21 protein-coding genes and 1 pseudogene are annotated in these 24,212 nt (G+C 68.5%); 1 reads left to right on the plus strand and 21 read right to left on the minus strand.

Annotation, left to right across the window (positions count from 1 at the left end; genetic code table 11):
- Positions 1 to 13 precede the first annotated feature (13 nt).
- Genes ACWJI7_RS07975 through ACWJI7_RS08025 form a run of 11 tightly spaced genes read right to left on the minus strand, consistent with a single transcriptional unit; the run spans position 14 to position 13,014 of the window.
- The gene (locus ACWJI7_RS07975) at positions 14 to 1,267 is read right to left on the minus strand and encodes a hypothetical protein (RefSeq protein ID WP_479936863.1); all 1,254 of its coding nucleotides are present in this window, start codon (positions 1,265 to 1,267) and stop codon (positions 14 to 16) included.
- Entirely contained in the window at positions 1,264 to 3,342 is a 2,079-nt protein-coding gene (locus ACWJI7_RS07980) for an acyltransferase family protein (protein ID WP_479936865.1), read from the minus strand. The genes ACWJI7_RS07975 and ACWJI7_RS07980 overlap by 4 nt, the downstream gene beginning before the upstream one ends.
- Positions 3,339 to 4,454, minus strand: coding sequence for a glycosyltransferase (locus ACWJI7_RS07985; RefSeq protein WP_479936867.1), 1,116 nt, complete (start codon positions 4,452 to 4,454; stop codon positions 3,339 to 3,341). The genes ACWJI7_RS07980 and ACWJI7_RS07985 overlap by 4 nt, the downstream gene beginning before the upstream one ends.
- Positions 4,451 to 5,536 carry an acyltransferase family protein gene (locus ACWJI7_RS07990; RefSeq protein WP_479936869.1) on the minus strand — a complete coding sequence of 362 codons (1,086 nt, stop codon included), beginning with the start codon at positions 5,534 to 5,536 and terminating at the stop codon, positions 4,451 to 4,453. The genes ACWJI7_RS07985 and ACWJI7_RS07990 overlap by 4 nt, the downstream gene beginning before the upstream one ends.
- On the minus strand, positions 5,533 to 6,912 hold the full coding sequence (locus ACWJI7_RS07995; RefSeq protein WP_479936871.1) for a hypothetical protein: 1,380 nt from the start codon (positions 6,910 to 6,912) through the stop codon (positions 5,533 to 5,535). The genes ACWJI7_RS07990 and ACWJI7_RS07995 overlap by 4 nt, the downstream gene beginning before the upstream one ends.
- On the minus strand, positions 6,909 to 7,907 hold the full coding sequence (locus tag ACWJI7_RS08000) for a hypothetical protein (protein ID WP_479936873.1): 999 nt from the start codon (positions 7,905 to 7,907) through the stop codon (positions 6,909 to 6,911). Before ACWJI7_RS08000 ends, ACWJI7_RS07995 begins: the two co-directional genes overlap by 4 nt.
- Before the next feature lie 14 nt (positions 7,908 to 7,921).
- On the minus strand, positions 7,922 to 9,112 hold the full coding sequence (locus tag ACWJI7_RS08005) for a glycosyltransferase (RefSeq protein ID WP_479936875.1): 1,191 nt from the start codon (positions 9,110 to 9,112) through the stop codon (positions 7,922 to 7,924).
- On the minus strand, positions 9,109 to 10,284 hold the full coding sequence (locus ACWJI7_RS08010; RefSeq protein ID WP_479936877.1) for a glycosyltransferase family 4 protein: 1,176 nt from the start codon (positions 10,282 to 10,284) through the stop codon (positions 9,109 to 9,111). The genes ACWJI7_RS08005 and ACWJI7_RS08010 overlap by 4 nt, the downstream gene beginning before the upstream one ends.
- A complete protein-coding gene (locus tag ACWJI7_RS08015) occupies positions 10,281 to 11,330 on the minus strand; it encodes a glycosyltransferase (RefSeq protein ID WP_479936879.1) in 1,050 nt (349 codons plus the stop codon). The genes ACWJI7_RS08010 and ACWJI7_RS08015 overlap by 4 nt, the downstream gene beginning before the upstream one ends.
- Positions 11,330 to 12,100, minus strand: coding sequence for an FkbM family methyltransferase (locus ACWJI7_RS08020; RefSeq protein ID WP_479936881.1), 771 nt, complete (start codon positions 12,098 to 12,100; stop codon positions 11,330 to 11,332). The genes ACWJI7_RS08015 and ACWJI7_RS08020 overlap by 1 nt, the downstream gene beginning before the upstream one ends.
- Complete coding sequence (locus tag ACWJI7_RS08025) at positions 12,097 to 13,014, minus strand: FkbM family methyltransferase (RefSeq protein ID WP_479936883.1); 918 nt, start codon at positions 13,012 to 13,014, stop codon at positions 12,097 to 12,099. Before ACWJI7_RS08025 ends, ACWJI7_RS08020 begins: the two co-directional genes overlap by 4 nt.
- Before the next feature lie 275 nt (positions 13,015 to 13,289).
- Between ACWJI7_RS08025 and ACWJI7_RS08030 the strand changes: the two genes are divergently transcribed.
- The gene (locus ACWJI7_RS08030; protein WP_479936885.1) at positions 13,290 to 13,586 is read left to right on the plus strand and encodes a hypothetical protein; all 297 of its coding nucleotides are present in this window, start codon (positions 13,290 to 13,292) and stop codon (positions 13,584 to 13,586) included.
- 287 nt (positions 13,587 to 13,873) lie between these two features.
- Here the strand turns inward: ACWJI7_RS08030 and ACWJI7_RS08035 are convergent, their stop codons facing one another.
- From ACWJI7_RS08035 to ACWJI7_RS08080, 10 genes and pseudogenes are all read right to left on the minus strand, one after another.
- Entirely contained in the window at positions 13,874 to 14,995 is a 1,122-nt protein-coding gene (locus ACWJI7_RS08035) for a glycosyltransferase (RefSeq protein ID WP_479936887.1), read from the minus strand.
- A gap of 5 nt (positions 14,996 to 15,000) precedes the next feature.
- On the minus strand, positions 15,001 to 16,104 hold the full coding sequence (locus ACWJI7_RS08040) for a glycosyltransferase (RefSeq protein ID WP_479936889.1): 1,104 nt from the start codon (positions 16,102 to 16,104) through the stop codon (positions 15,001 to 15,003).
- Positions 16,101 to 17,204 carry a glycosyltransferase gene (locus tag ACWJI7_RS08045; protein WP_479936891.1) on the minus strand — a complete coding sequence of 368 codons (1,104 nt, stop codon included), beginning with the start codon at positions 17,202 to 17,204 and terminating at the stop codon, positions 16,101 to 16,103. Before ACWJI7_RS08045 ends, ACWJI7_RS08040 begins: the two co-directional genes overlap by 4 nt.
- A gap of 58 nt (positions 17,205 to 17,262) precedes the next feature.
- Positions 17,263 to 18,207, minus strand: a complete 945-nt coding sequence (locus tag ACWJI7_RS08050; RefSeq protein WP_479936893.1) for an FkbM family methyltransferase — start codon at positions 18,205 to 18,207, stop codon at positions 17,263 to 17,265.
- Positions 18,208 to 18,218: 11 nt separating this feature from the next.
- Positions 18,219 to 19,196 (minus strand): glycosyltransferase, encoded by a 978-nt coding sequence (locus ACWJI7_RS08055; RefSeq protein WP_479936927.1) that lies wholly within the window; start codon positions 19,194 to 19,196, stop codon positions 18,219 to 18,221.
- Between the two features lie 41 nt (positions 19,197 to 19,237).
- Complete coding sequence (locus tag ACWJI7_RS08060) at positions 19,238 to 20,320, minus strand: glycosyltransferase (protein ID WP_479936895.1); 1,083 nt, start codon at positions 20,318 to 20,320, stop codon at positions 19,238 to 19,240.
- A 24-nt stretch (positions 20,321 to 20,344) separates the two neighbouring features.
- Positions 20,345 to 21,061 (minus strand): methyltransferase domain-containing protein, encoded by a 717-nt coding sequence (locus ACWJI7_RS08065; protein WP_479936897.1) that lies wholly within the window; start codon positions 21,059 to 21,061, stop codon positions 20,345 to 20,347.
- An 86-nt stretch (positions 21,062 to 21,147) separates the two neighbouring features.
- The gene (locus ACWJI7_RS08070; protein WP_479936929.1) at positions 21,148 to 22,005 is read right to left on the minus strand and encodes a glycosyltransferase; all 858 of its coding nucleotides are present in this window, start codon (positions 22,003 to 22,005) and stop codon (positions 21,148 to 21,150) included.
- Positions 22,006 to 22,509, minus strand: a pseudogene (locus ACWJI7_RS08075) (glycosyltransferase family 4 protein); the annotation flags it as partial.
- The gene (locus ACWJI7_RS08080) at positions 22,490 to 23,383 is read right to left on the minus strand and encodes a glycosyltransferase (RefSeq protein WP_479936898.1); all 894 of its coding nucleotides are present in this window, start codon (positions 23,381 to 23,383) and stop codon (positions 22,490 to 22,492) included. The pseudogene ACWJI7_RS08075 and the gene ACWJI7_RS08080, both read right to left, overlap by 20 nt.
- Positions 23,384 to 24,212 lie beyond the last annotated feature (829 nt).

Consider the following 24,212-nt stretch of genomic DNA (forward strand, 5'->3'; position numbering starts at 1 on the left):
CAGGCCTCCGGATTCAGATCAAGGCGCGAATCAACGCATTGAGCGGATGCTCCAGCGGCAGGAAGGTGCGCACGAGCACCAGCGGCAGGGGGGGGAACACCTGCAGCACCAGATCCGTACCGAAATACAGCACCGGTGTGGCCAGCATCGCCAGGGTGATCCCGCTGGCCAGCCGGGATGCCGGCTCGGGTGAGAGCCGGTAGAGATGAATCTGGGCCAGGATCATCGCCGGAAAGGCAAAGGACACCGATCGCCAGACATCGCCGTTGAACAGAGTCAACACCAGGATGGCGCCCGTCAGCCCCGCTGCCAGGAGCACCACCGCGGTTCCGGATGGAAGCCTTCCGCCCCCCCGGCCCCCCCGCGCCCGCCTGGCGGCGGCTGAGGCCGCCAGCGCCGCCGCCAGCAGCGGCGCGATCCACACCCACTTGAAGCTGGCCCACACGTTGGCCAGCCACACCCCCCAGCCATCGAGGGGCTGGATGCCCCCCAGGGCGACCCCCACGGTCCCGTAGTGGTCCGGCCGGCTGAACCCCGTTCCGATCCAGCCCCCCTGCAGCGCGGCGCGGCCGAGCAGCCAGAGCCCGATCCCGAGGGCCAGCCCCACCGCCGTGCCCCGGGCCCGGCGCCAGGGCAGGGCCCCGGAGGCGACGGGCAGGGCGGCCAGCAGGGGCAGGTAGGCCAGGGAGAGCAGGGCCCGTTCATCGTTCAACAGGGCGATCGGTGCCGCCAGCGCCAGTGCGGGAACGGCCGCCCCCGGCAGGGCCGCCAGCAGCACGAACAGGTGGGAGACGCTGTCGGGGGCCATCCAGAAGGAGGTGCCCTCCACGATGAACAGCGTCATGGCCAGGGCCAGGCAGCACTGGAAGGCATAGCCCGCGGAGCCCACGGCCAGCCGGAGGATCCGGGCGGTGAGAACGAGGCAGAGGGCCGAGGCCGCCACGGCCGGAACCGCCACGGCCAGGCCCCGCAGGCCCACCAGGTGGTTGAAGGTGGGCACGACGATGCGGTGGTAGAGGATCGGTTCCTGCAGATCCCGGCGGAGCGGATCGAGGGCCTGGGCCATCACGTCCACCAGTCGGCCGCTGAGGTCGGGGTCCCGGTAGAGCCACAGCGGGGGAGCCGCCAGGACGAGCGACACCAGGACGGAGGCCAGGCCGATCCGCAGATCGATCTGCCAGCCGGGCAGGGAGTCCGGCAGCCAGCGCCGCCGCCAGCCGTGCAGCCGGGCCTCCAGCCGACCCAGAGCGCGGCCCAGACCCGTCATGGCTTCGGCTCCAGCGTGGCCCCCAGCTCCGGCGGCAGGGCGTCGATCAGCCGGGCTGAGCCCTCCCGGCTGAGGTGATCCCCGTCGCGGTAGAGCTGGCGGTCATCGACCACGGTGCTGCAGGAGGACTGGCTGGCGGGGCAGAGCACCGGGAGCGGATCCAGCACCAGCAGATTCGGCCGGCGGCGGGCCAGCGCGCCCAGCTCCTCGCGGAGATCCCGGCTGGCGCTGATCAGCCGGCTGCGCTCCACCGTTCCCAGGCAGGCGGGGGAGGGCCGGGGCCGGAACCATTCCCGGCTGCAGGCCGCCAGGGGCACGGGAACATCGAGATCGAATTCCGGCGTCGGCAGCACCACCACCACCGTGGCCCCCTTCCGCTCCATGGTCTCCACCAGATCTGCCAGGGCCTCCATCCAGTCCGCCCGCGCCTCGGGCGGCGTCAGGGGTCCGCCCTCCGGGTTGAGCAGGGTGAGGCGATGGGCGCGATCCCCCTGGCGGAGCGGAGTTTCCCCGAAGTAGTAGGCCAGCCGGCTGGAGAGCACCACCACATCCCCCGGGCGGACCTGGTTCAGCAGGGCCTGGGCCAGGCTCTGCTGCAGCCGCATCAGGCTCTGGTCGGCGCCGGCATCCCGGTGGCCCTGCCCCTTCGGGGCCTCCCGCAGGAAACTCACCGGTGGCGTGGGCATCCAGGCCAGCCCCACCTTCTGCACCCCCACTCCGAAGCGGCGATGCAGCTCCCCCGCCAGGCCGGCCAGATGGCTGCTGTGGCTGTCGCCCAGGAAGAACCAGGTGGGCCGCCCGGCGTCCCTCGCCTCCAGGGCGCAGCGGCCGGCGGCGAGGGCGCGGACGGCCGCCGCGCCCTCGCTGCCATCGAAATGGCAGGTGCGGTAGTCGAATCCGCCGGCCCGGCTGGCGGTGGGGCCCAGGTAGGCCCACGCCCCCAGGGGGCGCATCACCCCCAGCAGCAGCGCCCCTCCCGCCAGCATCGCCCCCACCCCCCGGCCAATCGTTCCCCGGCGGCTGGCGCTCCAGCGGGCCTGGCGGAAGGGTCGCTCGATGGCGTGATACGACAGCAGCGCCAGGGCGATGATCAGGGCCAGCAGCCCGGGCAGGGTGGCCAGCGACAGGCCCACGGTCCAGCGGGCGATCGACAGCACGCTCCAGTGCCAGAGGAAGAGGGAGTAGGAGAGCAGGCCCAGCCCCACCGCCCAGGGGTGCGCGAAGGCACGCTGCAACCGCTGCCCCGGACGGATCAGGCCGATCCAGGCCACGGTGGCGGCCACCGCCAGGGGGGTGGCGGCGACCCGCCAGGCTTCGGGCAGGGCCAGGGCGGCCAGCAGGGCCAGGCTGGCACCGAAGGCGGCCGGCCCGGCGGCCGCTGGCGGCGGCGCGAGCCGCCGCAGGGGGTGACTGCCGCACCAGAGCAGGGCGCCGGCGGCCAGTTCCCACAGCCGCGGGGGGAGCAGAAAGTAGGCCGCGGCGGGATCACTGCGGTTCCAGAGCACGAACACCACCAGGGAGGGCACGGCCAGGGCGATCAACCCCAGCACCAGCCGCCGCGAGCCCTGCCGGGGCTGGCGGCCGAAGCCGCACCACCAGACCAGCAGCGGAAAGAACAGGTAGAACTGCGTCTCCACCCCCAGGGCCCAGGTGTGCAGGAAGGGGTTGTAGGTGGCCGCGCTGGCGAAGTAATCGGTGCTCTGGCGGTAGAGATAGAGATTGGAGACGCCCAGCAGGCTGGTCAGCGCCGTGCGCCAGTAGCGGTCGCTGTCATCGCCGCCGCCGGGAATCACCAGCATCATCGCCACGCTGGTGATCAGCACGCAGACGAGCAGGGCCGGCAGCAGTCGCTTGACCCTGCGGGCATAGAACCCGGCCAGCAGATCCCCCAGATCCGCGGCCCCGTGATGGGCGAGGGAGCCGGTGATCACGTAGCCCGAGATCACGAAGAACACATCCACGCCCAGGTAGCCGCTGGGCAGCCAGCGCTGATCAATGTGGTTGACGAGGATCGCCAGGATCGCCAGGGCCCGCAGCCCGTCGATCTCCGGCCGGTAGGCCGCCGGTGCTGTCATCGGGTCGGGGGCTCCAGGAAGGCCGGCGCCTCGCCCCCGCCCAGCAGCCAGCCGTAGAGGGCTTCCGTCTGCCGGGCGATGCGGGGCCAGCTGAAGCGCTCGGCCACCAGGGCCCGCCCGCCAGTCCCCATGGCCAGTCGTTCCGCGTCCCCGAGATGGAACAGCAGCTGCAACTGGCGCTGCAGCAGTTCCTCCCGGGGCTCCACCGCCAGGGCCGCCCCGGCGGCGACGGCCTCCGGCAGGTGGCAGGCGGGGCTCAGCAGGGCCGGCAACGACCAGCTCATCGCCTCGAGGGCCGCCATCGGCAGGCCTTCGCTGAAGGAGGGCAGCACGAAGGCCGTGGCGTTTGACAGGCAGGCGGCCTTCTCCGGGCCGTAGCAGGGGCCATGCACGGAGCAGCGGGCCAGCCCCTGGCGCGCCACCTGGCGGGCGAGCGCCCCCCCATCCCCGTGGCCCACCAGGGCCAGCCACCAGCCCCGGCGCTCGGCTTCGGCGGCCAGGGAGGACCAGGCCGCCAGCAGCGGCGTGGTGCCCTTCTTCGGGTGGAAGCGGCCCAGGAAGAGCAGCACCCGATCTCCCGGCGGCACCCGATCGGCCCAGGGGGGAGGGGGCAGGGGAGCGCACCGATCGGGCAGCGCCACCCCGTTCGGGATCAGGGCGATCGGGGCGGTGAGGCCGCTGGCGGCGATCGCGTCGGCTTCGGAGCGGCAGAGGGCGTGGAGCACGCCGGCGGCGCCCAGGGCCCGCCGCTCCCAGAGGGCTCCCACCAGGCGTTTCTTCCAGCGGCTCTGGGCCAGGGCCCAGGGATCGAGCATGCCGTGGGGGGCCAGCACCAGCGGCAGCCCCTCGGCGGCCAGGGCCGGGGCGAGGCGGGTGGGACTGCGCCAGAGCCCGTGCAGATGGAGGAGGGCGGGCCGCCGGTCCCGCACCTCCCGGGCCAGGCGGCGGTCGCGGCACCAGGCCGGCCAACGGTCGGCGGTGAGCCAGTCGGCCGCGCCACCGGCGGCGCGCTGGGCGGCGATCAGATCGGCCACCGCCGCCGCCACGCCCCCATCGCGGGCCGGGGAGGCCGCGTGGGACAGATGGAGCGCCAGTCCGCCGTGTTCGCTCATGGCCAGCACCGCTGAAGCCACTGGCTCAGCCGCACCTCCAGCAGGCGCCAGCTCCACCAGGCGGCCACCAGACTCGCGGCCACGGTGAGGGCGATCGCCAGGCCGTTGAGCAGGGCGAAGGGAACGGCTGCGGCCCCGGGCGCCGCCGCCAGCAGCGCCGTCAGCCCCTTCATCACCGCTGGCACCGTGATCACCTGCACCAGATAGAGGGAATAGGAGATCTTGCCGAGCCAGAGGGGGCCGGGATGGCCGAACAGGCCGGGTCGCCGCCGCTCGAGCGCCACCCCCGCCAGCAGCAGCAGCGAGGCGGCGGCGGCGGCGGGGCCGAACCCCCGGGCGTAGCCGTGGGGGTTGAGGGCGAGCAGCAGCAGACCCAGGCCATAGCCCCCCAGGGCGATCGCCCAGAGCCGCGGGCGGCGTGGCCCGCCCCCCAGGATCGCGGGGAGGGCGAAAGCGGTGACACCGGCCAGGAAGCAGGCCAGGTAGGTGAGGGGCTGGCGGGTGGCCGCCAGCGGCAGCACCAGGGGCAGCAGGGCCAGCAGGGGGAAGGCCAGCAGGGAGAGGCGGAGCGGAAGCCGGCCCAGCCCCGGGGCGAAGGGCGCGGCCAGCAGGTAGAAGCTCACTTCCCAGAACAGGGTCCAGGCCACGTAGAGATAGGACCCGTCGATGCGGCCCCAGCCGAACAGCAGGGAGTCGACCGTCTTCGCCGGCGACAGCGTGGCGGTCTGGGCCATCCCCGCCGGCAGGATCCACAGCAGGGCGATGAACAGCAGGGTGAGGGCCAGATAGGTGGGGTAGATCCGCCAGAAGCGGCGGGCCAGGAAGCGCCCCACCGGTTGGGGCCGGGCCCGCAGGGTGCGGGCGATCACCTCGCCGCTGAGGGCGAAGAACACCGGCACCCCCATCCAGCCGGCCGCGAACCAGAGCGCGGGGGTGGAGTCTGGGGCCGCGAGGGGGCGCAGGTAGGCGTGGGAGCCGATCTCGGCGTGGTAGAGCACCACCGCCAGGGCGGCGAGGCCCCGGATCCAGTCGAGCGAGCGGAGCCGGCCCCCGCCCGGCCCCAGCCCGGGCTCCGGGCTCATGGCGGCGATGGCGATGGCGATGGCGTGGGCCGGGGCCGGGGCCGGGGCCGGGCCCAGCGGCCGTAGACCAGGAACAGGGGCAGCAGGGTGAAGGCGCTGAGGTAGGCGATCTGGGCCAGATAGCCCCGGCTCACCACCACGTAGAGGAAGCAGGCGCAGAGCAGGTAGATCACCTGGGCGAAGGGTTCGCGGCAGCGCAGCAGAAACCAGTTCCAGAGGCAGCGCAGCAGCCAGCCGAACAGCAGGCTGAGGGCCACCAGCGAGGGCCAGCCCGCCACCAGGTAGTACTCGCCGTAGTTCATCACGGCCGCCCCCACCGAGAAGGCGGGGTCACCGAACACCGGCTGGATCGAGTTGCGCAGGTAGGCGATCGTGTCCTTCTCGGGCAGGAAGGTGCGGGGAATCGGGATCTGCAGCACGGAGATGAACGGGGCCGGCCCCACGAAGGGGGCCCGCTCCGGCACCCGCTGGATCACCCCCCCCGTGGTGAAGAAGACCGATCGACCCTCCACCAGGCCCGATTCGATCAGCTCCTCCAGGCTGCTGCTCCGCACCGCCTCCACGTCGATGCCGCGGCCGTAGTCGCGGCCGATGCCGAGGGCACCGGCCACCACCAGGATGGCGGCGGCGCCGAAGGCGAGCAGCACCCGGATCCGCGGCCGCCGGCCCCGCACCAGGTACCAGAGCAGCACCATGGGGAGCACGAGCACCACCAGCCGCCAGCGAAAGCCCATGGTGGTGAACAGGCCAGCGGTGGCCAGCCCCCAGCCCAGCACCTGGACGCCGTGGCGGCGGCTGATCACCCAGCTGGTGAACAGCAGCAGCACCCCCGGGATCAGCAGATTCACCCCATAGCCGATGTAACTGGCGAAGGCGCCCAGCTCCACGCCGGTGCCCCCATCCACCACCGCATCGCGCACCGTGAGCGGGTTGAGCTGGGCCAGCAGGGCGGTGCCGGCGCTCAGGGCGTAGAGCCCCATGGCCAGCAGGCAGAAGGTGCGCCCGAGGCGATGGAGCCGCTCGGGCTCCGCCTGCCGCAGGAAGCGGCGATCGAAGCGGGGGGTCGGGAATTCATGGAAACCCACCAGCACGCACAGATAAAAGGCCAGGGCGCCCCCCCAGCCGTAGACCATGGCGCCGCGGAGGTTCTGGCCCCGCTCCACCCATTCCCCCAGGGCCAGGGCCCGCAGGGGGCTGAGCAGGCAGTAGTAGGTGAGGATGGCGGCCAGGAACACGGTGGGCCGGTAGAGCTGCAGCCAGGAGCGGCTGCCGTAGGCCCGGGCGATCTCGGTGGCGAAGGCGGCGATCAGGCCGCCCACCAGCAGCAGTTCGGTGCCGCCGAGCTCGGAGGAATCGAACAGGGCGCTGGCGCTCATGGCCGCCTGTCGCGGGTGCCGCTGGCCAGGGCCGTGGCGATGGCCTCAGCCAGGCAGGCCTGGCCGGCGGCGGTGAAGGGATGGATGCGGTCCACGAGGAGATCGTCGTAGCCGTGATCGGCCCGGCGGCTGCAGCGGCGGAAGATCGGGCCGGCCTGAACGGCGGGGATGCGCTCCTGGCGGAGCAGGGCGGCGATGGCTCCGTGCTCCGCCAGGGGCAGGCCGCTCACCAGCTCCCGCCGTTCCCAGTACTGCACCACGCTCACCCGGGCGCCGCTGGAGCGCGCCAGCATGAGGAAGCGGCGCAGATCGGCCAGGCCCCGGCGCAGGGCCTCCGGCGAGGCGGGATCGGGGCCCGGCGGCGCGGCCCGGCTGGGGGAGACGGTTGACACAGAGCCCCGGGGGAGCTGGGAGGCGATCCGGGGCCAAAGGTATCGCCCCAGCAGCTCCTGGAGTGCGGATCCCGGCGGGACCGTGGGGTGGTCGGCGTCGAGGGGCGCGAAGCTGGGGTTGTCCCGGGCGTCGTGGCTGGAGATCACCAGCACCACATCGGTGGCGCCGAGGAAGCCGTAGGTGCGGGCCCAGGCCAGCCAGTTCCCCGGCCCCCAGCTGCCGCCGCTCACGTTGCCGATCTCGATCGGGCCGCTGCGGCCGGCGGTCGTGGCCCCCTGCAGCAGGGGGTGGAGGGTTTCGGTGGCGATCACGGCCTGATCGAGCTGGGAGCCCCCGAACACCACCGAATCGCCGAACACCAGGATGCGGCGTGTTCCGGGTGCCGGGCGGGCCGCCAGGGGCTCTGAGCGCATGCCGTAGGTGTTGATCGAGATCCGGTTGTGGAAGCGCCGCAGCTCCTGGTTGGCCTGGAACAGGTATTCGATCGTGGGGTGGCGTCTCACCAGTGGCGGGGTGCCCAGCCCCAGCCCCCAGCGGGCGATCGCCTCCGCCGCCAGCACCGTGCCGCCGGCCGCCAGCAGCCCCAGCCCCAGGGCGCGCAAGGCCCCCGGCGGCCTCATCGCCGTGCCAGCACCGCCGCCACCAGCCGGGCGCTGGCGGAGGGGCGGCGGTGGGCGGCGGCGTGCGCCACCGCCGCCGCCAGGCCGGTGGCGAAGGCGGGGGGATCCCAGGGCCCCAGGTGCTGCCGGGCGGCGGCACCGATCGCCCGGCGGGTGGCGGGCGGGGTGTGCTCCAGGCGCCAGAGCGCCTCCGCCAGGGCGCCCGGATCGTGGGGATCGAAGCGCCAGCCGGTGACCCCATGGAGCACCAGATCCACGGCGCAGCCGCAGGCGCTGCTCACGAGCACCGGCAGGCCGGCGGCCATGGCCTCATTCACCACCAGCCCCCACTGATCCGAGCGGCTGGCCAGCACGAAGCCGGAGGCCTGGCCATAGGCCTGGGCCAGCGCCTCGAGCTGGAGGAAGGGATCGAGCCGCACGCGGGCGGGATCGGGCAGGGCGGCGATGGCGGAGCGGATCCGGGGCTCCAGCGGGCCCGCTCCGATCAGGCGCAACCCCCAGCGGCCGCCGCGCCGCTGGTAGGCGGCGTAGGCCTCGAGCAGCCCCGCGTGGTTCTTCTTGGCCACGAACCGGCTCACACACAGCAGATGGGGCGGAAGCGGGGCGGTCTGCCCCGCCCCGGCGGCCGCAAAGACCGCGTTGTCCACCACGTCCCAGGGCTGGTGGATGGCCGCGGCCGGCACGCCGAGCCGCTCCAGGTAGGCCCTGCTTTCGCGGCCGGCCACCAGGGCGGCGCCGCACTGGCGCAGCAGCAGGCGTTTGCTGAACTCCAGGGGCCCGTGCCGCCGATGATCCCGCCAGCGGCTGTCGGAGACCAGCACCAGGGGCAGCCGGCGGCGGGCGGCCTGGCGGAGCAGGCGGAGGTTGGCGCGATCGGCCCAGCCGACGCTGACCAGGGCAGCGGGCCGGAGGGCGTCGATCAGGGCGTCCAGCTGGCGATCGAGGCTGTCCAGGGGCGGATCCTGCTCCGCCGAGGCGGCTCCCTCCAGCCGCCGCCGCCCGTAGCGCGCCCCCTCGGCGCTGAATTCCCAGGGATATTCCTGGCTGTGGGGGCGGGTCTCCAGCACCACCAGGGGCATCCGCCCGGCGGCGGCCTGGAAGCGGGCGTGGTGGTAGGGACCGATGCGGCGCAGGGCCAGCAGCACCGGACCCGTCGGGGTGGCTGCCGGCTTGGATGAGGGCGTCACGGCAGCGCCAGGGCCGCCAGCAGGCGCTCCCCGTAGCGGGTCCAGCTGAACTCCCGGGCCCGCTCGCGGGCGGCGGCCCCCAGCCGCTGTCGCAGCGGCCGGTCGAGCAGCACCTCCTCGATCCGCTCGGCCAGGGCCCCGGCAGCGCGGATCGGCACCAGGAACCCCTCGCGGCCCTCCCGCACCACCGAGCCGCAGTGGGGGGTGGTGATCACGGGCACGCCGCAGGCCATCGCCTCCAGATGCACCAGGGCGAAGCTGTCGGCGAGGGTGGGCAGCACGAACAGGTCGGCGCGGCGGAACTCCTGCCGCACCTGGCTGCGGGGCACCTGGCCCAGGTAGGTGGGGCCCTGGAACAGGGGGTGGCTCAGCTCCACCTGGACCGGCCCCACCACCCGGAACTCGCAGGCCACCCCCCGCTCCCGGAGCCGCCGGCAGGCCGCCGCCAGCACGTGGCTGCCCTTGCGCAGACCCACCTGGCCCACGAACAGCACCCGGCCCGGCTGGGGGTCGGGCTGGAGATCGAACCAGTCTTCCGGAAGTCCGTAGGGCACCAGGGCCAGCTTGCTGGGGTCGCAGCCCAGGGCCACGCAACTCTCCCAGCAGTAGGCGGAGGGCACCAGCACCCGGTCGCTGAGGGCCCACTTGCGCCGGTCGCGCGCCAGGCCCTCCTCCACCTCCTGTTCCCGGGCGCCCCCGGGTTCGATCCCCGGATGGCGGCGGCGCTCCTCCAGCAGGATGCGGCCCACATCGGCGCCGATGATCAGCTCGTGCACCGTCCGCAGGCCCTGGTCCCTGGCGCGGCGAACGGTGTCGAGGTCGTTGTTGATGAAGTTCGTGTAGAGGGCGTCGGCCCCCCCGAAGCGCTCCCGGCAGGCCCGCTCCAGGAGCAGGGTGTCGCCGCGCTCGCCCCGGGCCCAGCTGAGGCTGGCCAGGGGCTGGTCGCGCACCAGGCGGCGGGGCAGCTCCGGCGGCAGGCGGCGCCCGAACAGACGGCGCAGGGGCCGGGGCTGCCGGGAGCGGGGCCAGAGCGCCTCCAGCAGGCGGATCGGCCGGTGGCTGGCGTGCAGGTCGGTGTAGAAGGCCGCCAGGGCCCCCTGCCGTGCCAGCAGGGCCGGCACGGCGTAGTGCATCCGGGCACCGGCCTGCAGCACGGCATAGCGGGGGATCACGGCAGCACCCGGGGGCCGGCCCCCGCCGCGGCGTAATGCCGCAGATAGGCCGCCGTGACCGCCGGCGCCCCGAACCGGGCCGCGAACGACTCGCGCACCGCCCGGCGATCGAGGTCCCCCAGGCGGCCGATGGCGGCCACCATCTCCGCTTCGGTCTCCACGATGAAGCCGCTGACGCCGGGCTCGACCACCTCCGGCACGGCGCCGCGGCGGAAGGCGATCACCGGCGTGCCGCAGGCCATCGCCTCCAGCAGGACGATGCCGAAGGGTTCGTCCCATTCGATCGGGAACAGCAGGGCCCGAGCGCCGCTCAGCAGGCGCTGCTTGGCGGTGTCGTCCACGGGGCCGAGGAAGCGGATCAGGGGGTGGCTGCGGTAACGGGCGATCCGTTCGGCGTCGTAGGCACGGGAGGCGGCATCGAAGGGGCCGCCGGCCACCAGCAGCGGCAGGCCCGCGGCGATGGCCACGGCGATGGCGGTGTGGAGCCCCTTGCAGGGATCGAAGCGGCCCAGGAACACCAGCGGCGCCGGGGCGGGGGAGCCGGCCGGGGCGGCCCCCTCCCGGTAGCGATCGAGGGGCAGGGCGTTGGGCACCACCGACACCAGCGAGCGCTGGCTGGGAAAGCGCTGCCGCATCCAGGCGGAGGGCACCGTGAAGGAGAGGCGGCCGGGGACGAGGCGCTCCAACAGGGCGATGGTGCGCCGGGAGAGGGGGCAGGCGTAGGTCTGCACCAGACGGGGGCGGCGCTGCAGCAGCCAGGGCAGCAGGGCCAGGCTGCGCCCGAAACTGTGCACGAGGTCGAGATCCGCACAGCGCGGCAGCCGGGCCACCAGCCGGGCCAGCTCGGGCGGGCCGGGCCAGATCCCGGCCGGGCCGTAGGGGAAGGTGCGGGCGCCGGCGATCGCCGAGCCCTCGGCGGCGAACAGGGTCACCCGGTGCCCCTGCCGCAGCAGCTCGGCGGCATGGATCGCCACCACCCGCTCCACCCCCCCATAGGTGGCCGGTGGAGTGGGCTGGCTGAGCGGAGCGATCAGGCCGATGTGCATCAACGCTCCAGGCAGGCGGAGAAGCGTTCGGTGTCCAGGTGGTGCTGGGCGGCAAACAGCACGTCGGCCTGGGGGATCCAGGCCTCGGGGGGGGTGCCCCGGGCGCTGGAGCGCCCACCGGTGTAGGTGATCGGCTGGATGGCCACCGCCAGGAAGCCCCACTGGCGCAGCTGCTCGATGCAGGCGCCGATCAGGGGGGCACCGACGTTGTAGGGAACCAGGGAGCATTCGAGCTGGATCAGGGCACAGCGCTCCAGCAGGGCGCCGGCACCGCGCAGCACCTGCAGTTCGGCGCCCTGGGTGTCGACCTTGAGCAGATCCGGCGGCGGCAGCCCCTCCCGTTCCACCAGGGCCTCGAGCCGTTCGGCCTGGAGTTGGCGCGGCTCCACCCCGTCGTAGAAGCGGGTGGCCTCCCGGAAGCAGGAATCTCCGGTGCTGCCGGTGGAGTGGAACGGCACCACGGCGCTGCGGTCGGAGAGCAGGGCCTGATGGAAGGAGAGACGCCCTCCCGTGGCCAGGGGGGCGGCGTAGGGGAGGGGGTCGAACAGGCAGTAACGGGCCCTGGGCAGCACGGCTTGCAGCTCCCGGGTCCAGCCGCCGCGGTGGCAGCCCACGTCGTAGACGGTGTGGAGCTGGAGGCCGTTGGCCAGCAGGCGGCGCAGGCAGGCCTCGATCGTGGTCTGATCGAAGAGCACCCGCAGGCTGGGATTGGCGGTGAGCAGGCGAGCGGCGGCAAAGGTGGCGGCCCGCAACCGAGGGGGGATGGTCATCGCCGGCTGCCAAGGCCAACCAGTCGCTGGGCTACGAGGGTGATCGCGGCGTCGTGGATGGCCAGAATGTTGTCGTCCAGGCGGCGAGGCTCGTGACCCCGCCCATCCTTCTCGTAGAGAACGAGTCGTGTCGTGTCTGGATCGAACAGAGCCAGATGGTAACGACAGCCTCGGAACAGGTTCAACAGGTCCTCCTGGTCCATGGGGTCGCCAAGGCATTCGAACGACCAGACCCAGGGGGGACACTCCTTCAGCAATGAGGACGCCCCCTCAAGCACCAACCGTTCAGCGCCCTCAACGTCGAGCTTGACGTACGCCATCGGCCGCGGCCAGGCAAAGGAATCCAGCCGGCGAGTCGGGACGCGTAGCTGTCCCCCGCTTCCAGGCCCCCCGGGTGGGGTCAGTGAAGCGGTGGCATCGCCATCGCTGAGATCCAGCAGATCCTCTCCGTTCTCGTTGGCCAGAGCCATGGCATGGACATGCACGGCTTCAAAGGAATTGAGCGAGAGATTGTGACGTAACTTGCGAACATTCTCTGGGAGACACTCGAAGCCATGCACGGTCTCCGGACCGGCAATGCTGGCCATGAGCAGGGTATAGACCCCCACGTTCGCACCGATATCCACACAGAGATCTCCTGGGCGGAGGTAACGGAGCAGAAAACTCGTGGAGGGCCAATCCGGCTGGGCGTAGTAGAGACAAACCTGGCTCAACTGGGAGTTGGGGTGCAGCTGAATGAGTAGGGAATCATCCGGCCCCCATCGGATCACACGGCCGTCTGGAGGAAGAAGATTCAGCTGTTTTCGGATCTGATAGCGGAGCCAGAGCTGGCTGTGGTGCAGTTTGAGCCGCAGGGTGGAATGGGGCGGATGGCTCCAGATTCTGCGGAGGCCGTAGGGAATCAGCGAGGGCATGAACGAAGGGCCAGCGGGTCTTGCTCCCACTCCTCCAAGTCTCCGACGACAAGCTGGTTGCGATGGATGCCGCCAGGGAGGCTGTGCGCTGATGCTGGTCAGTGGCGTGCGGAGGAGCGCCAGATTGGGTGCCGCATCTGGGCCAGTTCCCTCAGGACCTGTGAGGCGTTGTCAAGTCATGGGAACCGGCTTACGATACCTGCACCTGCACCAGGGATGGAGCGGTGAATTGTTCCCACTATCGTCCAGGCACCGTGCCCATACGTTCAAACACCATGGCCAGCAATCCCCTGTTCACTCCGATCGAGGAGCTCGCTCAAGAGACGATTCGTGCGGGAGTCAAATTAGAGTCAGTTGATCTCTTCTATTCGACAAGCAGATTCGGCTCGCCTGCGACTTACCAAGCGAATCTGGTGTTTAGCCAAGGATCCCTTGACGCCAATGTGACTTTGGGTGTGGCCGCCGGAGGGCCCAACGGTCGCAAACCAGCCAATCTTTTCAGCGCTCGGTATACAGTGGTCAATTCAGAAGGTGAAACAGTTGCCTTCCGTAGTGAAACGTTTCAACTCTGAATGGTTTGGCCAGCAAGTTTGGTAAGGGTGGCGTAGACATCGCCGCAAGTTCTGGCGTTACAGCCAGGCAAGCGCGTCTACATCGCCAAGCGCCAGTCTGACGTTATCCCCCTGCCCAACACCTTCAGGGAGGCTGACCATGGGAGATGAACTCGGGTCCAGTTCCTTCAGCAGAACTCCGATGATCCTGAACCGAGTGTGATCAAGCCGGGGGTGAACGTGCGTGGCATCGCGTTGCAACAGTCACGAGATGGCGCCTTCGCATGGCCTGAGGGTGATGAATCCCTTCACCCCAGAATCTCCGCCAGCCGCTCCACCGCCGCATCCCAGGTGAAGTCGCGCCAACGGGGTGCCAGGGCCGAGCGCCAGGCCCGATAGCCCTCGTAGGGGGAGAGCCGGGCCACGATCCAGTTCGCCACCTCGCTCGGGCTGGGATGGGCGGAAAACAACCGGCCGCAGCCGCCATCGGGAAGGGTGGAAGCCATGCCCCCCACGGCATGGGCAATCACCGGCACCCCCAGGCGCAGGCATTCGAGGTTGGAGCGGGGCGCGGCTTCGGCGCGGGAGAAGAGGGTGCCGAAATGCCAACTGCGCAGCTCCGCCACGAACCGCTCCGGCTCGGCGCGTTTGTCGAGGAAGCCGAGGGGCTGCAGCCGGGGATGGGCGGGCAGGGTGGCGGGATCGGGTCCGATCGCCCGAACCTCCACCGGCAGTCCGGCGGCGGCGAGGGCCTCGGCCAGCTTCAGCAGGAAGGGGCCTCCTTTCCGGTGCCAGTCCTTGCCGAGGAAGCCGAGCCGCAGCGGCTGGTGAGCCGAGGGGGGTGGAGGCGGCGCGGCTGGGGGCAACCCGATGAGCCAGGCCTCATCGAGATTCGCGCCCCCCGGCAGCACGTGCACCTTGGCCGGATCGATGCCGTAGGCGTCGATCACCGAATCGGCGGCCCACTGGGCCATGCACACCACCGCGCCGGCCCGTTCGTAGTGGCGGCGCTCCCGCTCGAGGATCTGGCGCTGGAGGCGCTCGCCGATCCGCTCCCCGGCGCCGTAGGCCTCGAACACCTGGCGCGTGGTGGCGTCGATGTAGAAGTCGACCCGCCCGGGCTCCGGCCAGGGGGCGGCGGGCAGCAGCGGGAAGAGGCTGAGCAGGGCCAGGGGTGCGGTGCCCAGATTCGCCTGGGCCATCAGGGCCCGGGCAAAGCCCCGGCTGTACTGGAACCCACCGGGGCGGCCGGAGCGGATCAGCTGGGCCAGGTTCCAGAGCCGCCGGCGGCCCCGCAGGCGCTCGGGCCGCAGGGGCAGCCCACCCTGGAGCAGGCCCGAGGCCGTGCCCGCCCGCAGCAGGCTCCAGGGGGTGGTGCTCCAGGTGTGCGGGCTGGTGGCGTCGCCGCAACAGAGCAGAAGGCGGCGCATCGGGCTCACTGGGGCTCCCGCAGCAGGGCATCCCAGCGCCGGGCGCAGGAGCGGATGTCGTAGCGCGGGGCCGTGTCCAGCGACCGGCGGGTGAGCCGGCGCCGCCTCTCGGGATCGGTGATCAGGGCGGCGAGCCGCTGCCGCCAGGCCGCTGCGTCACCCGCGGGCACGAGCTCTCCGGCGGCGCCGTCGCGCAGCACTTCGCGGCAGGCGGGCACGTCGGCGGCGACGATCGGCAGGCCCGCCGCCATCGCCTCGATCAGGGCGATCCCGAAGCCCTCCGCGGCCGTGGTGGAGAAGGCGAACAGATCGGCGCATCCCAGCAGCTCGGGGATCTCCCCGCAAGCGCCGGGCAGCACCAGTTGGGGATCGAGGCCCAGCTGGGCGGCCAGGGCCTCCAGGCGCGGCCGCTCGCTCCCCTCCCCCACCAGTTGCAGCTCCCAGCCGCGGCGCTCGGGCCCCAGGGCCGCGAAGGCCCGCAGCAGGGTGGCCTGCTCCTTGATCGGATCCAGCCGGGCCACCATCAGCAGGCGCCGGGGGTCGCCGGGGGGGCGCCTGGAGCGGGCCGCGGCCGCCCGGTGGGCGATGGCGACGGTGTCGCAGCCGTTCGGGATCAGCGGGCCCAGGCGCAGGCCGCTGGGAGGCTGGAGCAGGGAGGTGGCGATCGCGGCGGAGCAGGGCACCGGGGTGACCCCGAGCGCCGCGAACAGGCGCAGCAGCCAGAGCCAGGTGCGGCGGCGGCGGGGATCGGGCGGGGTGGGATTGCCCAGGTGCACGGCCAGCCGCCGCACGCCCGCCAGCCGAGCCCCGAGCGCGAGCCAGAGCATGGGCCGCTGGCAGGGATAGATCAGCAGGGCGGCGGGCCGCAGCCTGCGGCAGAGCCGCAGGCTGCGCCAGGCCAGCCGGGGGCCGTCGGCGGCGGGCCACTCGGTGAGGCGGAGCCGGCCCTGCCCCACCAGCGCTTCAAAGGCCGGCCGGAGCTCCTGGTGGCGTCGATCGGTGTTGAGCAGGTGGAGGTGGTGCTCCGGGGGGGCATGGCTGAGCAGCTGGAGGGCGAGCTGCTCGATCCCGCCGGCATGGAAGCCGCTGAGCACATGGAGCACGATCATCTGGTGGGGAGCAGGCCCAGCTCGCGGCCGTAGGCCCGGGCCATGGCCCCGATGCCGAAGCAGGCCCGGGCGTGCTCCCGGGCCGCGGCGGCCCGCGCGAGGGCGGCGGGGCGATCGCCGAGCACGATGGCGATCCCATCGGCGAGGGCGGCCGGGTCGCCGGGGGCCACCAGCAGGCCGCAGCGGCCGTCCTGCAGCACCTCGCGGCAGGCGCCCACGTCGGTGGCCACGATCGGCACACCGGCGGCCATGGCTTCGGCCAGGGCGATGCCGAAGCCTTCATCGGGTTTGGCGGCGAACACGAACAGATCCAGCTGACTGAGCAGATCGGGGATGTCGCGGCGCATGCCGAGCAGCTGCACCCAGCTGCCGAGGCCGAGGCTGTGGATCAGAGCCTCCAGCCGCGGGCGCTCGTGGCCCTCGCCCACCAGCCAGAGCTCCAGGGGAATCCCCCGCTGGCGCAGCAGGGCCGTGGCGCGGATCAGGCTGGCCTGATCCTTGTGGGCCTCCAGCCGCGCCACCATGCCGGCGCGAGGGGAGGCGTCCCCGGCCGGGGCCAGGGGCGAGGGGAGGGGCCGAGCGAGGAATGCCTCCAGGTCGCAGGCGTTGGGGATGGTGACCGTTTCTCCGGGACGCAGCTGGAAATCCCTGAGCGTGGCCTGGCGGATGTAGGTGGAGCAGCAGAGCAGGCGATGGGTCACCGGCCGCCCCAGCTGCACCAGCGCCTTGAAGCGGAGGAAGGCGCGCCCTGTCCAGGTGGGCGGCAGGTTGCCCACATGGGCGCAGACGCGCCGCACCCCGGCCAGGCGCGCCCCCCAGGCGATCGGGGCGTGCCAGCCCAGGGGGAAGCTGAGCACGGCGCCCGGGCGGGTGCGGCGACAGAGGCGAAAGGTCTGCCAGAGCAGGCGGGGGTAGCGCCGCAACCCCTCTCCGAGCTGGACCACCATTGGGGTGAGCCCGAGAGCGCGGGCCTCAGCGAGCAGATCATCCGGCTCGGCGGACAGCAGGAGGAGTTCCAGGCGGTGGCCCTGTCGCTGCCAGTGGCGGCAGAGCTGCAGGGCGAGGATGGGGGTGCCTTCGGCGCAGAGGGAGGCGAGCACGATCAGCAGACTCCCGGATGAGCGCTCACGTCTCACTGGCCGTGCCCGCCCGGAGGGCTCAGCGGGAGGCTGCACTGGCACGCAGGGCGAGCGGACCAAAGCACTGACACTCTCTTGGGACAAAGATGTAGTCACAGGTGTGGGGTGATCGAGACCAGACCTGATTCTTGGGAAACTCGGAAACAGCTTGAATCTCGATGAGCGAAACTCGGGTGATTGGGTCCAGAACACAGAGATAGAGATTGTAATTCAACTGATCAAGCAGGGCTTCGAGTTCCCGCTTTTGGGCATCATTCGCTGGAATCTCTGAGTCCCGATGGGCATGAAGAACCTCACAGAGAATCACGGGTCGCTTGGCTTGAATCGTGGCCATGGCTCCCCGCAAGACATCCAGTTCGGAGCCTTCCACATCGATCTTCAGGATGAATCCCGATGGCAGGTCGGGGGTGGCGACTTCGTCGAGTGGATAGGTGGCAATCCAGAAGCCACCCACGGATGCATAGGTGTCGGGCCTGATCTCGGGGGCAACCGTAGCGCCGGCATCCAGTTCGGAGGATCGAAAGAGCTTCAGGGGCCTGGATGCATCACTACAGGCCCAGGGGAACAGGGTGGCGTTGAACCCATTGCAGCTGGCAACTTTCTGAAGCAGGCCAAAGGCTTCCGGGTTGGGCTCAAAGCCATAATAGACAGTCTCACGGTTCCATGAACAGACTTCAATCATGGTCTGGCCACAGTTGGCGCCAATATCAACGAAGCAGGAGATGTCTGCAATTCCGCTGAGCATGCTGAGCAGGGTTGCTTTGTATCCCTCCTCCATCAATAGAACGGACTCCAGCTTGCCTTCATGCATTGGAACCGTGATGGACTGTGTTCCGATTCTGCAGTTTGCCTGATAATTGAAATAGGGCGCCAACCCGAATCGGCGCAGGAGAATGACTGGAAGAATCCGAAGTTTCCGGATCCGGCTCGCCAGCAGCAAATGATCGTTCAAAAGGAACTCCAAGGTCAATTCAATCAGCGTTGCAGGCCTTCGAGAACACTCAGGCACTGCTGGGCCACAACCGGTGCATCGAATCGCCGCTGAACATCTCTGCGGCAGGTTGCACGGTCAAGCTGGGGAAGCGACCTCACAGCCGCCACCATCTCATCTTCCGTGTGGCAGAGGAATCCGGTGACCCCATCACGGATGACCTCCGGAGTGGATGCCCGATGACTGGCGATCACGGGGGTGCCGCTGGCGAGGGCTTCCAGCATCACGAGCCCGAAAGGCTCCGGCCAGCGGATGGGAAAGAGGAGGGCAGAGGCGTTGCGGAGCACGGGGAGCTTCTGATGGTCATCGACTGCTCCGATCCAGCGGATGCGATCGCCATCGAGGTGGGGCCGAACCTGATCACGGAAGAAGTCCGCTCCGCCGGGCTCCGCGGAGATCGCCCCGGCGATGATCAGCTGCCGGCCGCTTCGCTGGGCCACCGAGATGGCGGTATCGACTCCCTTTTCCGGGGTCAGACGTCCAAGAAAGAGCAGGTGCCCCCCCTCGCCGTCCCCTTGCCGGTAGAAGGAGCAGTCGATCGGGTTGGGAATCACATGGTTCGGGACCCGAAAGTAGGCCTGGGAACGCTGGAATTCACTGATCAGCAGGCAGGCGAATCGCCGATGGCGACGTGTCTCGATGCGATCGACCTGCCGCTGACTGATGGGATTGTGGAACGCGTGCAGAAGGGGAATTCGCAGGGTCAGCAGGGAGGCGAGATAGTCGTCCCGCCCATGGCTGAAGACCACGTCGCATCCCTGGCTTCCGATCACACTCAGAAGCTGGAAGCCGAGCTTGCGCCAGGCCCGGCTGAGCAAGGCGCGGCTTGGGGGGCGATGGGTCAGCAGCCGCCCTCCGTAAGACCGAGATCGGGGGGCGGCGAGCAGATGGACGGTGTGCCCGCAGCGGGAGAACTCGCGGCAATACAGATCGATGACACGTTCAGCCCCTCCATACCCCACAGGGGGGACGGGAAGATGGGGATCGGCGATGACGAGAATGTTCAACGCCGCCCCATGGCGTGCCTCTGGGAATGCCTGGCCAGCACGGAAGCATAGAAATCGAGATGGGCCTGGATGAATACCGATTTGGAAAATCGACGTTCGCTCTCCTGCCGGCAGTCCGAACGGTTGAGCTGATGGACGGAGCGGATCGCCTCAGCAAAGGCATGCATCGATGCGCACACATAGCCCGTTTTTCCGTGCTCCACGATCTCGGGGATCGATCCCAGGTTGGAGCCGATCACCGGTGTGCCGGCAGCCAGGGCTTCCGCCATCACGATGCCGAAGGGTTCGCGCCATCGGTTCGGAACGAGCAGGGCCAAGGCATGGCCCAGAAACTGGCTTTTCTCGCCATCCTCGATCGGCCCGACGAACTCGATCCCATCACTGCCAAGGTAGGGAGCCACCTGTTCCCGGAAGAACTGATCGGCGCCTTCCTCGTCGTGGGGGATGACTCCAGCGATTTTGAGTGGGATGCCGGTGGCGAGGGAGAGGCGAATGGCCAGATCGATGCCTTTGTCATAGGTGAGGCGTCCAAGAAAGGCCAGGTAGGCCCCGGAAGGATGATCAATGGGATGGATCCGGCTCACATCGGTGGCATTGGCGATCACCGTGGAGCGAGCCGATGGCAGCGACTCAACATCGGCGATCTGATCCTTGCTGATGCCAATGTAATACCCCCGATCGGGGTTGACTTGCTCAATTCTTTTCCAGTCGTCCACTCCGGCCGTATTCTGCTGAGTGAAGATGACTGGAATGGGCAGGGAGTGGAGCAATCCATGATACTCAGGCCAGACCCGAAAAGAATGGATCAGGTCGGCACGATCCAATGCCGAACGGATGGCCGTGGTTTGAAAAACGATCCTTCGGTAGAGCCGGCTGTGCAGGGTTGGCTTCTGATGCTGATAGGCATAGGTCTGACCCGAATAGGTTGTGGAGCCAGCTCCAGCGATCAGATCAACTTCGATGCCACAGTCGCTGAGCCCTGAGCAGAGGAGATGAACGATCCGCTCGATGCCGCCATAGTGAAGCGGTGGGATCGCCGAGGGGCCAGCAATGATCACGATCTTTCGGATCATCGGCATGGAAACCCCCCGGGCCACTCGAAATCAGCTTCCCTTGGTTGCTTCCAGGTAGAGCGAGAGGGGATGACGCTCCGCCTCCCCATCCTGGCAGCCTCGCGAATCGAACGCATACTGGCTCCAACTCGAAAGGCCAGAACTCTGGTAGGTCTTCTCCTGAATCGCCGTGAATCCAGCCTCGCTCAAGGCGATGGAGAGCTGCACAGGATCCCACATCCATTTATGGGCATAGCCATTGGTTCGTGGATCCCGATTCGCAAACAGCCGATCCCGAAGAAAGGCGGCTTTGCGTGGCAGGGCCAGGAAGCTCCTGAGCTTGCGCCCCAGAGAGATCGGTCGGCTCCGCTGAATGCTGTCGGACTGGGGTTGGTGGAATCCTGAGAGGGCCAGCACATCATCGTCGTCGTAGTAGCCTTGCCGGATCAGGGGCATCTTGATGCCGTCGTTGGTTTCTTTGGTGAGATCATCGAGAATCAGGGCGGTGATGAACTCGAGCTTTCGTCTGTTCGAGTGGGTTGTGTTATCTCGGCAGCTCTCCAGGCGATTCAGGTATTCCCTGCAGAGCAGCTCAAAGCATGGCACCACGATACGACAACTCCCACCAATCTCCAGAAGGCGATGAAATTCAGACAGCAATTGGATGGCTTGCCGCAGGCTGAGATGCTCCAGTGTGTGGGAGCAGTAGATGAACTGAAAAGAGTTGCCGGGAAGCTTCAGGGGCCGTGTGAGATCAACCTGTTCCACCTCACCAGGGATCGGGCGCATATCGAAGTTGCGCCAATCCCGATGGTAGACACTCCCACAGCCAAAATTCGCCAGTCTGCAGAACGTCATGGAGTGGTGTCAGGCCAGGCCATTGCCGCGGCACCGTTGTGCTGAATCATGGAGTAGGAATCGATCAGGTCGTCGGCCACGTGCCCATAGGTTCTCAACGGTCTGCTGTGGCGTTGTGTCCAGGCCCGGCTATCCGGCACGGAGAGAAAGAATCGGCGCCATCCCTCCAGGCTGGGATCCACCAGGTGGCAGCCTTCCTGACCCAGGCAGATCTCCCGGATGCCACCCAGATCCGATCCCGCCACGGACAGGCCAGCCGAAAAGGCCTCCAGGATCACCAGCGGGCCGGTTTCGAGCCAGAGGGATGGAACAAGCAGGCAATCAAAATTGTTCATTACGTTCACCACATCGCCTGGATCGATCGGGTCGTGAAGGGTGATCGCTTTCTGGCCCGCGATCAGGTGTTGCAGGGTCCGGGAGTAAGAGGAATCCTTTGAGCTGCCATAGATATCCAGGGAATACGGGTGGCTGGGTGGAAGGGAACTCAACGCTTCCAGGACCAGATGCAACCCCTTCACCGGCTCGATTCTGCCGACGAACACGAATCGGATCGTGTTCACCGTGCTGGCGGGAGCGCGGCTGCTACCGCCCGGCTCCCCTTCAGCCCCAGGGCCGCCATGGGGGATCACGATGATTCTCTCTTCGGGCTGTCCGTTGCTGATCAGCATTTCCATCATCCATCGATTGAAGACATGGAGATAGGAATTCGGCAACGCTGAATAGCCCCTCAACCTGCTTGTGTGCCAGAGCGTGGCCAGCCGGCTCGTGCTGAGGTTGCTGAGGGTGCTGCCCGTGGTCGCCGTCGCTTCCGGGAGCGACCATCTGCTGAACAGGACGGCCAGGGAATCGGGCACCCCTGATCTGGCCAGCCGGCATCGGGTGCATCGGGTCACGTCCACCACACCATCACAGACCTGGTTGGCCTGATTGATCAGGGTGGTGTTGGGGCAGAGGAAGCTGGGGGTATGCAGCGACGTGAGGCAGCCAATTCCGGCCCTGGCGGCCGACTGGATCTGGGGGATTCCGCAGAGAACAGAATCACCATGGAGATGAACGATCTCGGCTGAAACCTCCCTCAGAATGGATGGAAAGGATCGATCCTCAACACCGAGGCAGGACAGCCTCTCCCGCCTGGTCAGGGCTGAACGGAAGGTGGCCGTGGTCGTTTGGTAGATCACCCCATCCAGCTCAGTGCTCCGTGCAGCGTTGGAGTAGTACAGAACATGGACCCGGTGGCCCCTGTTCACCTGCCTTCGGGCGATCTCATGGAGAAAACGCTCCGTTCCTCCTATCTGTTCGAGAATGGAAGATTCATAGAGATGGAGAATGTTCAAGGGTCTACACGTGGCCGTGGGCAATGGCTTCGGCTACGGAGCTGGCGATGAAGCGTTGGCTCCAGGGGTCATACACACTGGCCCTGAGATCACTCAGCCCGAAGGCACCGGCAGAGGCCAGTTGCCATCCCAGGCCTTCCACCAGGTGGCGCAGGCGAGTGGAGCTCATGCGCCGCAACGCCCGTTGAAGCCTGGTGCGCGGCAGTGCGGAAGCGATCACATCCGCTCGGGCCGCTTCTTCGGCCCGTCGATCATCCATGGCCGTGCGCTGGGAGGAATGCCACCGCATGGCGGAGAACAGGGCCGTGGTGAGCAGCGGCGGCTCTACGGCCCAGAGCAGCCGATGCAGCACTGTGTCAAACAGGTTAGTGAGGTCTGCTGGCACGGATGGGGCCACGGCTCTGAACAGGTCGAGCCGCATGAACGTGGCATCCTGCGGCAGGAAGGGTTCCGCGAAGATCAAGGTGTTGGGATTGCGCAGCCAGGGGCAACTGCTGCCCACGGGCCGCCCGTGTTGATCGAGATCCAGGCGGCCGCCACTGATCCAGTGTGCCGTGGGATTCGCCGCGATCAGCTCAGCCAGCAGCCAGAGGGAGCCGGGCAACAGCAGGTCGTCGGAGTTGAGCCAGTTGAACCAACGGCCGCTGCAGCGCGAGGCACCGTTGAGAATCGCCTGCCAGGGCCCTCCATCCGGCTTGCTGCACCAGAAGGTGAGCTGAGGCTCATGGCGGCGGATGATCTCCACGGATCCATCGGTGCTGCCGCCATCGAGGATCAGATACTCGAGGTTTGGGTAGTCTTGAGAGAGAACGGATTGAATCGTGCGTTCTAGATAGGCGGCTTGGTTGTATGAGGGTGTGACGATAGATAGCCGAGGAAAATTTGCCGTTAGAGTCATGGGAAGGCTAGACACAGTTGAAAGTACAGGCTTTTCCTGAACGCGTGTCTACTTGCTGGGCCGTCTGTAACCTTTGCCGTGGTAGAATGGACAGAAGTGCAAGTATTGCCGGGGCTTGAGATATCTGGCCACTTATGACTTCTGGCTTTCCAATGGATAGAAATAACAGAGACCATTGTTTGCAAAATCCCGGCTAGACGAGCAATGGTCAAGCCGTATGCTTGTGCTGACCGGTTGGCATTGTCACTAATTGGAGGGTTTGCCGGTTAGCTGATCCCCAGTAAAATTCACAGTGTCTGCCGGAGAGGATCGATTTTGAGGGCTCTTCAGAAGCCTGCCTCCGAGGAGTCTTAATCGAGTTGCCGAGATGTCTTTGACGATTTAAGTAGCGGGAGTTCTGCTTTGTGACTCGCTAACTGCCCATCGAAGAAAGAGACAAACGATTCAGTTTTCCGACAGAGATCGAGAAGCCCGCTGAGCGCAAGTGCAGGAGATTATCTTCTCGACTTTGCCTCATTATTGCAACAGCTTAACGCATTTTTCCATTGGCGTCATCCAGCCGGTGTGCTCTCTGAAATCCGTTGCCTTACGTATTTAGCTGTGGCGCGCTCACTGCATACCCGCTCCCACCAGTCAAGTGATGCTCGCTGGAGGTATTCGAGAAGGGCAGGTTGCATGAGCAGGTCGTGGATCCGGCGCAGACCGGTTCCCCATTCGGGAATTTCGATGATAGGTGACCCCTGGTAGAACGATGTCGCAGGAAGCGGCTCTGACACTGAGGTGGTCTGGCTTTTCTGGACAGGGCCCATCGTTAACCTCTGAGGCGGGG

The organism is Cryptocyanus atlanticus LEGE 06306 (genome assembly GCF_056633155.1).

Bases quoted from the DNA above. Each gene is read 5' to 3' on its own strand.
- ACWJI7_RS07975 (WP_479936863.1), bottom strand. From the start codon at position 1,267: ATGACGGGTCTGGGCCGCGCTCTGGGTCGGCTGGAGGCCCGGCTGCAC.
- ACWJI7_RS07980 (WP_479936865.1), bottom strand. From the start codon at position 3,342: ATGACAGCACCGGCGGCCTACCGGCCGGAGATCGACGGGCTGCGGGCC.
- ACWJI7_RS07985 (WP_479936867.1), bottom strand. From the start codon at position 4,454: ATGAGCGAACACGGCGGACTGGCGCTCCATCTGTCCCACGCGGCCTCC.
- ACWJI7_RS07990 (WP_479936869.1), bottom strand. From the start codon at position 5,536: ATGAGCCCGGAGCCCGGGCTGGGGCCGGGCGGGGGCCGGCTCCGCTCG.
- ACWJI7_RS07995 (WP_479936871.1), bottom strand. From the start codon at position 6,912: ATGAGCGCCAGCGCCCTGTTCGATTCCTCCGAGCTCGGCGGCACCGAA.
- ACWJI7_RS08015 (WP_479936879.1), bottom strand. From the start codon at position 11,330: ATGCACATCGGCCTGATCGCTCCGCTCAGCCAGCCCACTCCACCGGCC.
- ACWJI7_RS08020 (WP_479936881.1), bottom strand. From the start codon at position 12,100: ATGACCATCCCCCCTCGGTTGCGGGCCGCCACCTTTGCCGCCGCTCGC.
- ACWJI7_RS08025 (WP_479936883.1), bottom strand. From the start codon at position 13,014: ATGCCCTCGCTGATTCCCTACGGCCTCCGCAGAATCTGGAGCCATCCG.
- ACWJI7_RS08030 (WP_479936885.1), top strand. From the start codon at position 13,290: ATGGCCAGCAATCCCCTGTTCACTCCGATCGAGGAGCTCGCTCAAGAG.
- ACWJI7_RS08035 (WP_479936887.1), bottom strand. From the start codon at position 14,995: ATGCGCCGCCTTCTGCTCTGTTGCGGCGACGCCACCAGCCCGCACACC.
- ACWJI7_RS08040 (WP_479936889.1), bottom strand. From the start codon at position 16,104: ATGATCGTGCTCCATGTGCTCAGCGGCTTCCATGCCGGCGGGATCGAG.
- ACWJI7_RS08060 (WP_479936895.1), bottom strand. From the start codon at position 20,320: ATGCCGATGATCCGAAAGATCGTGATCATTGCTGGCCCCTCGGCGATC.
- ACWJI7_RS08080 (WP_479936898.1), bottom strand. From the start codon at position 23,383: ATGACTCTAACGGCAAATTTTCCTCGGCTATCTATCGTCACACCCTCA.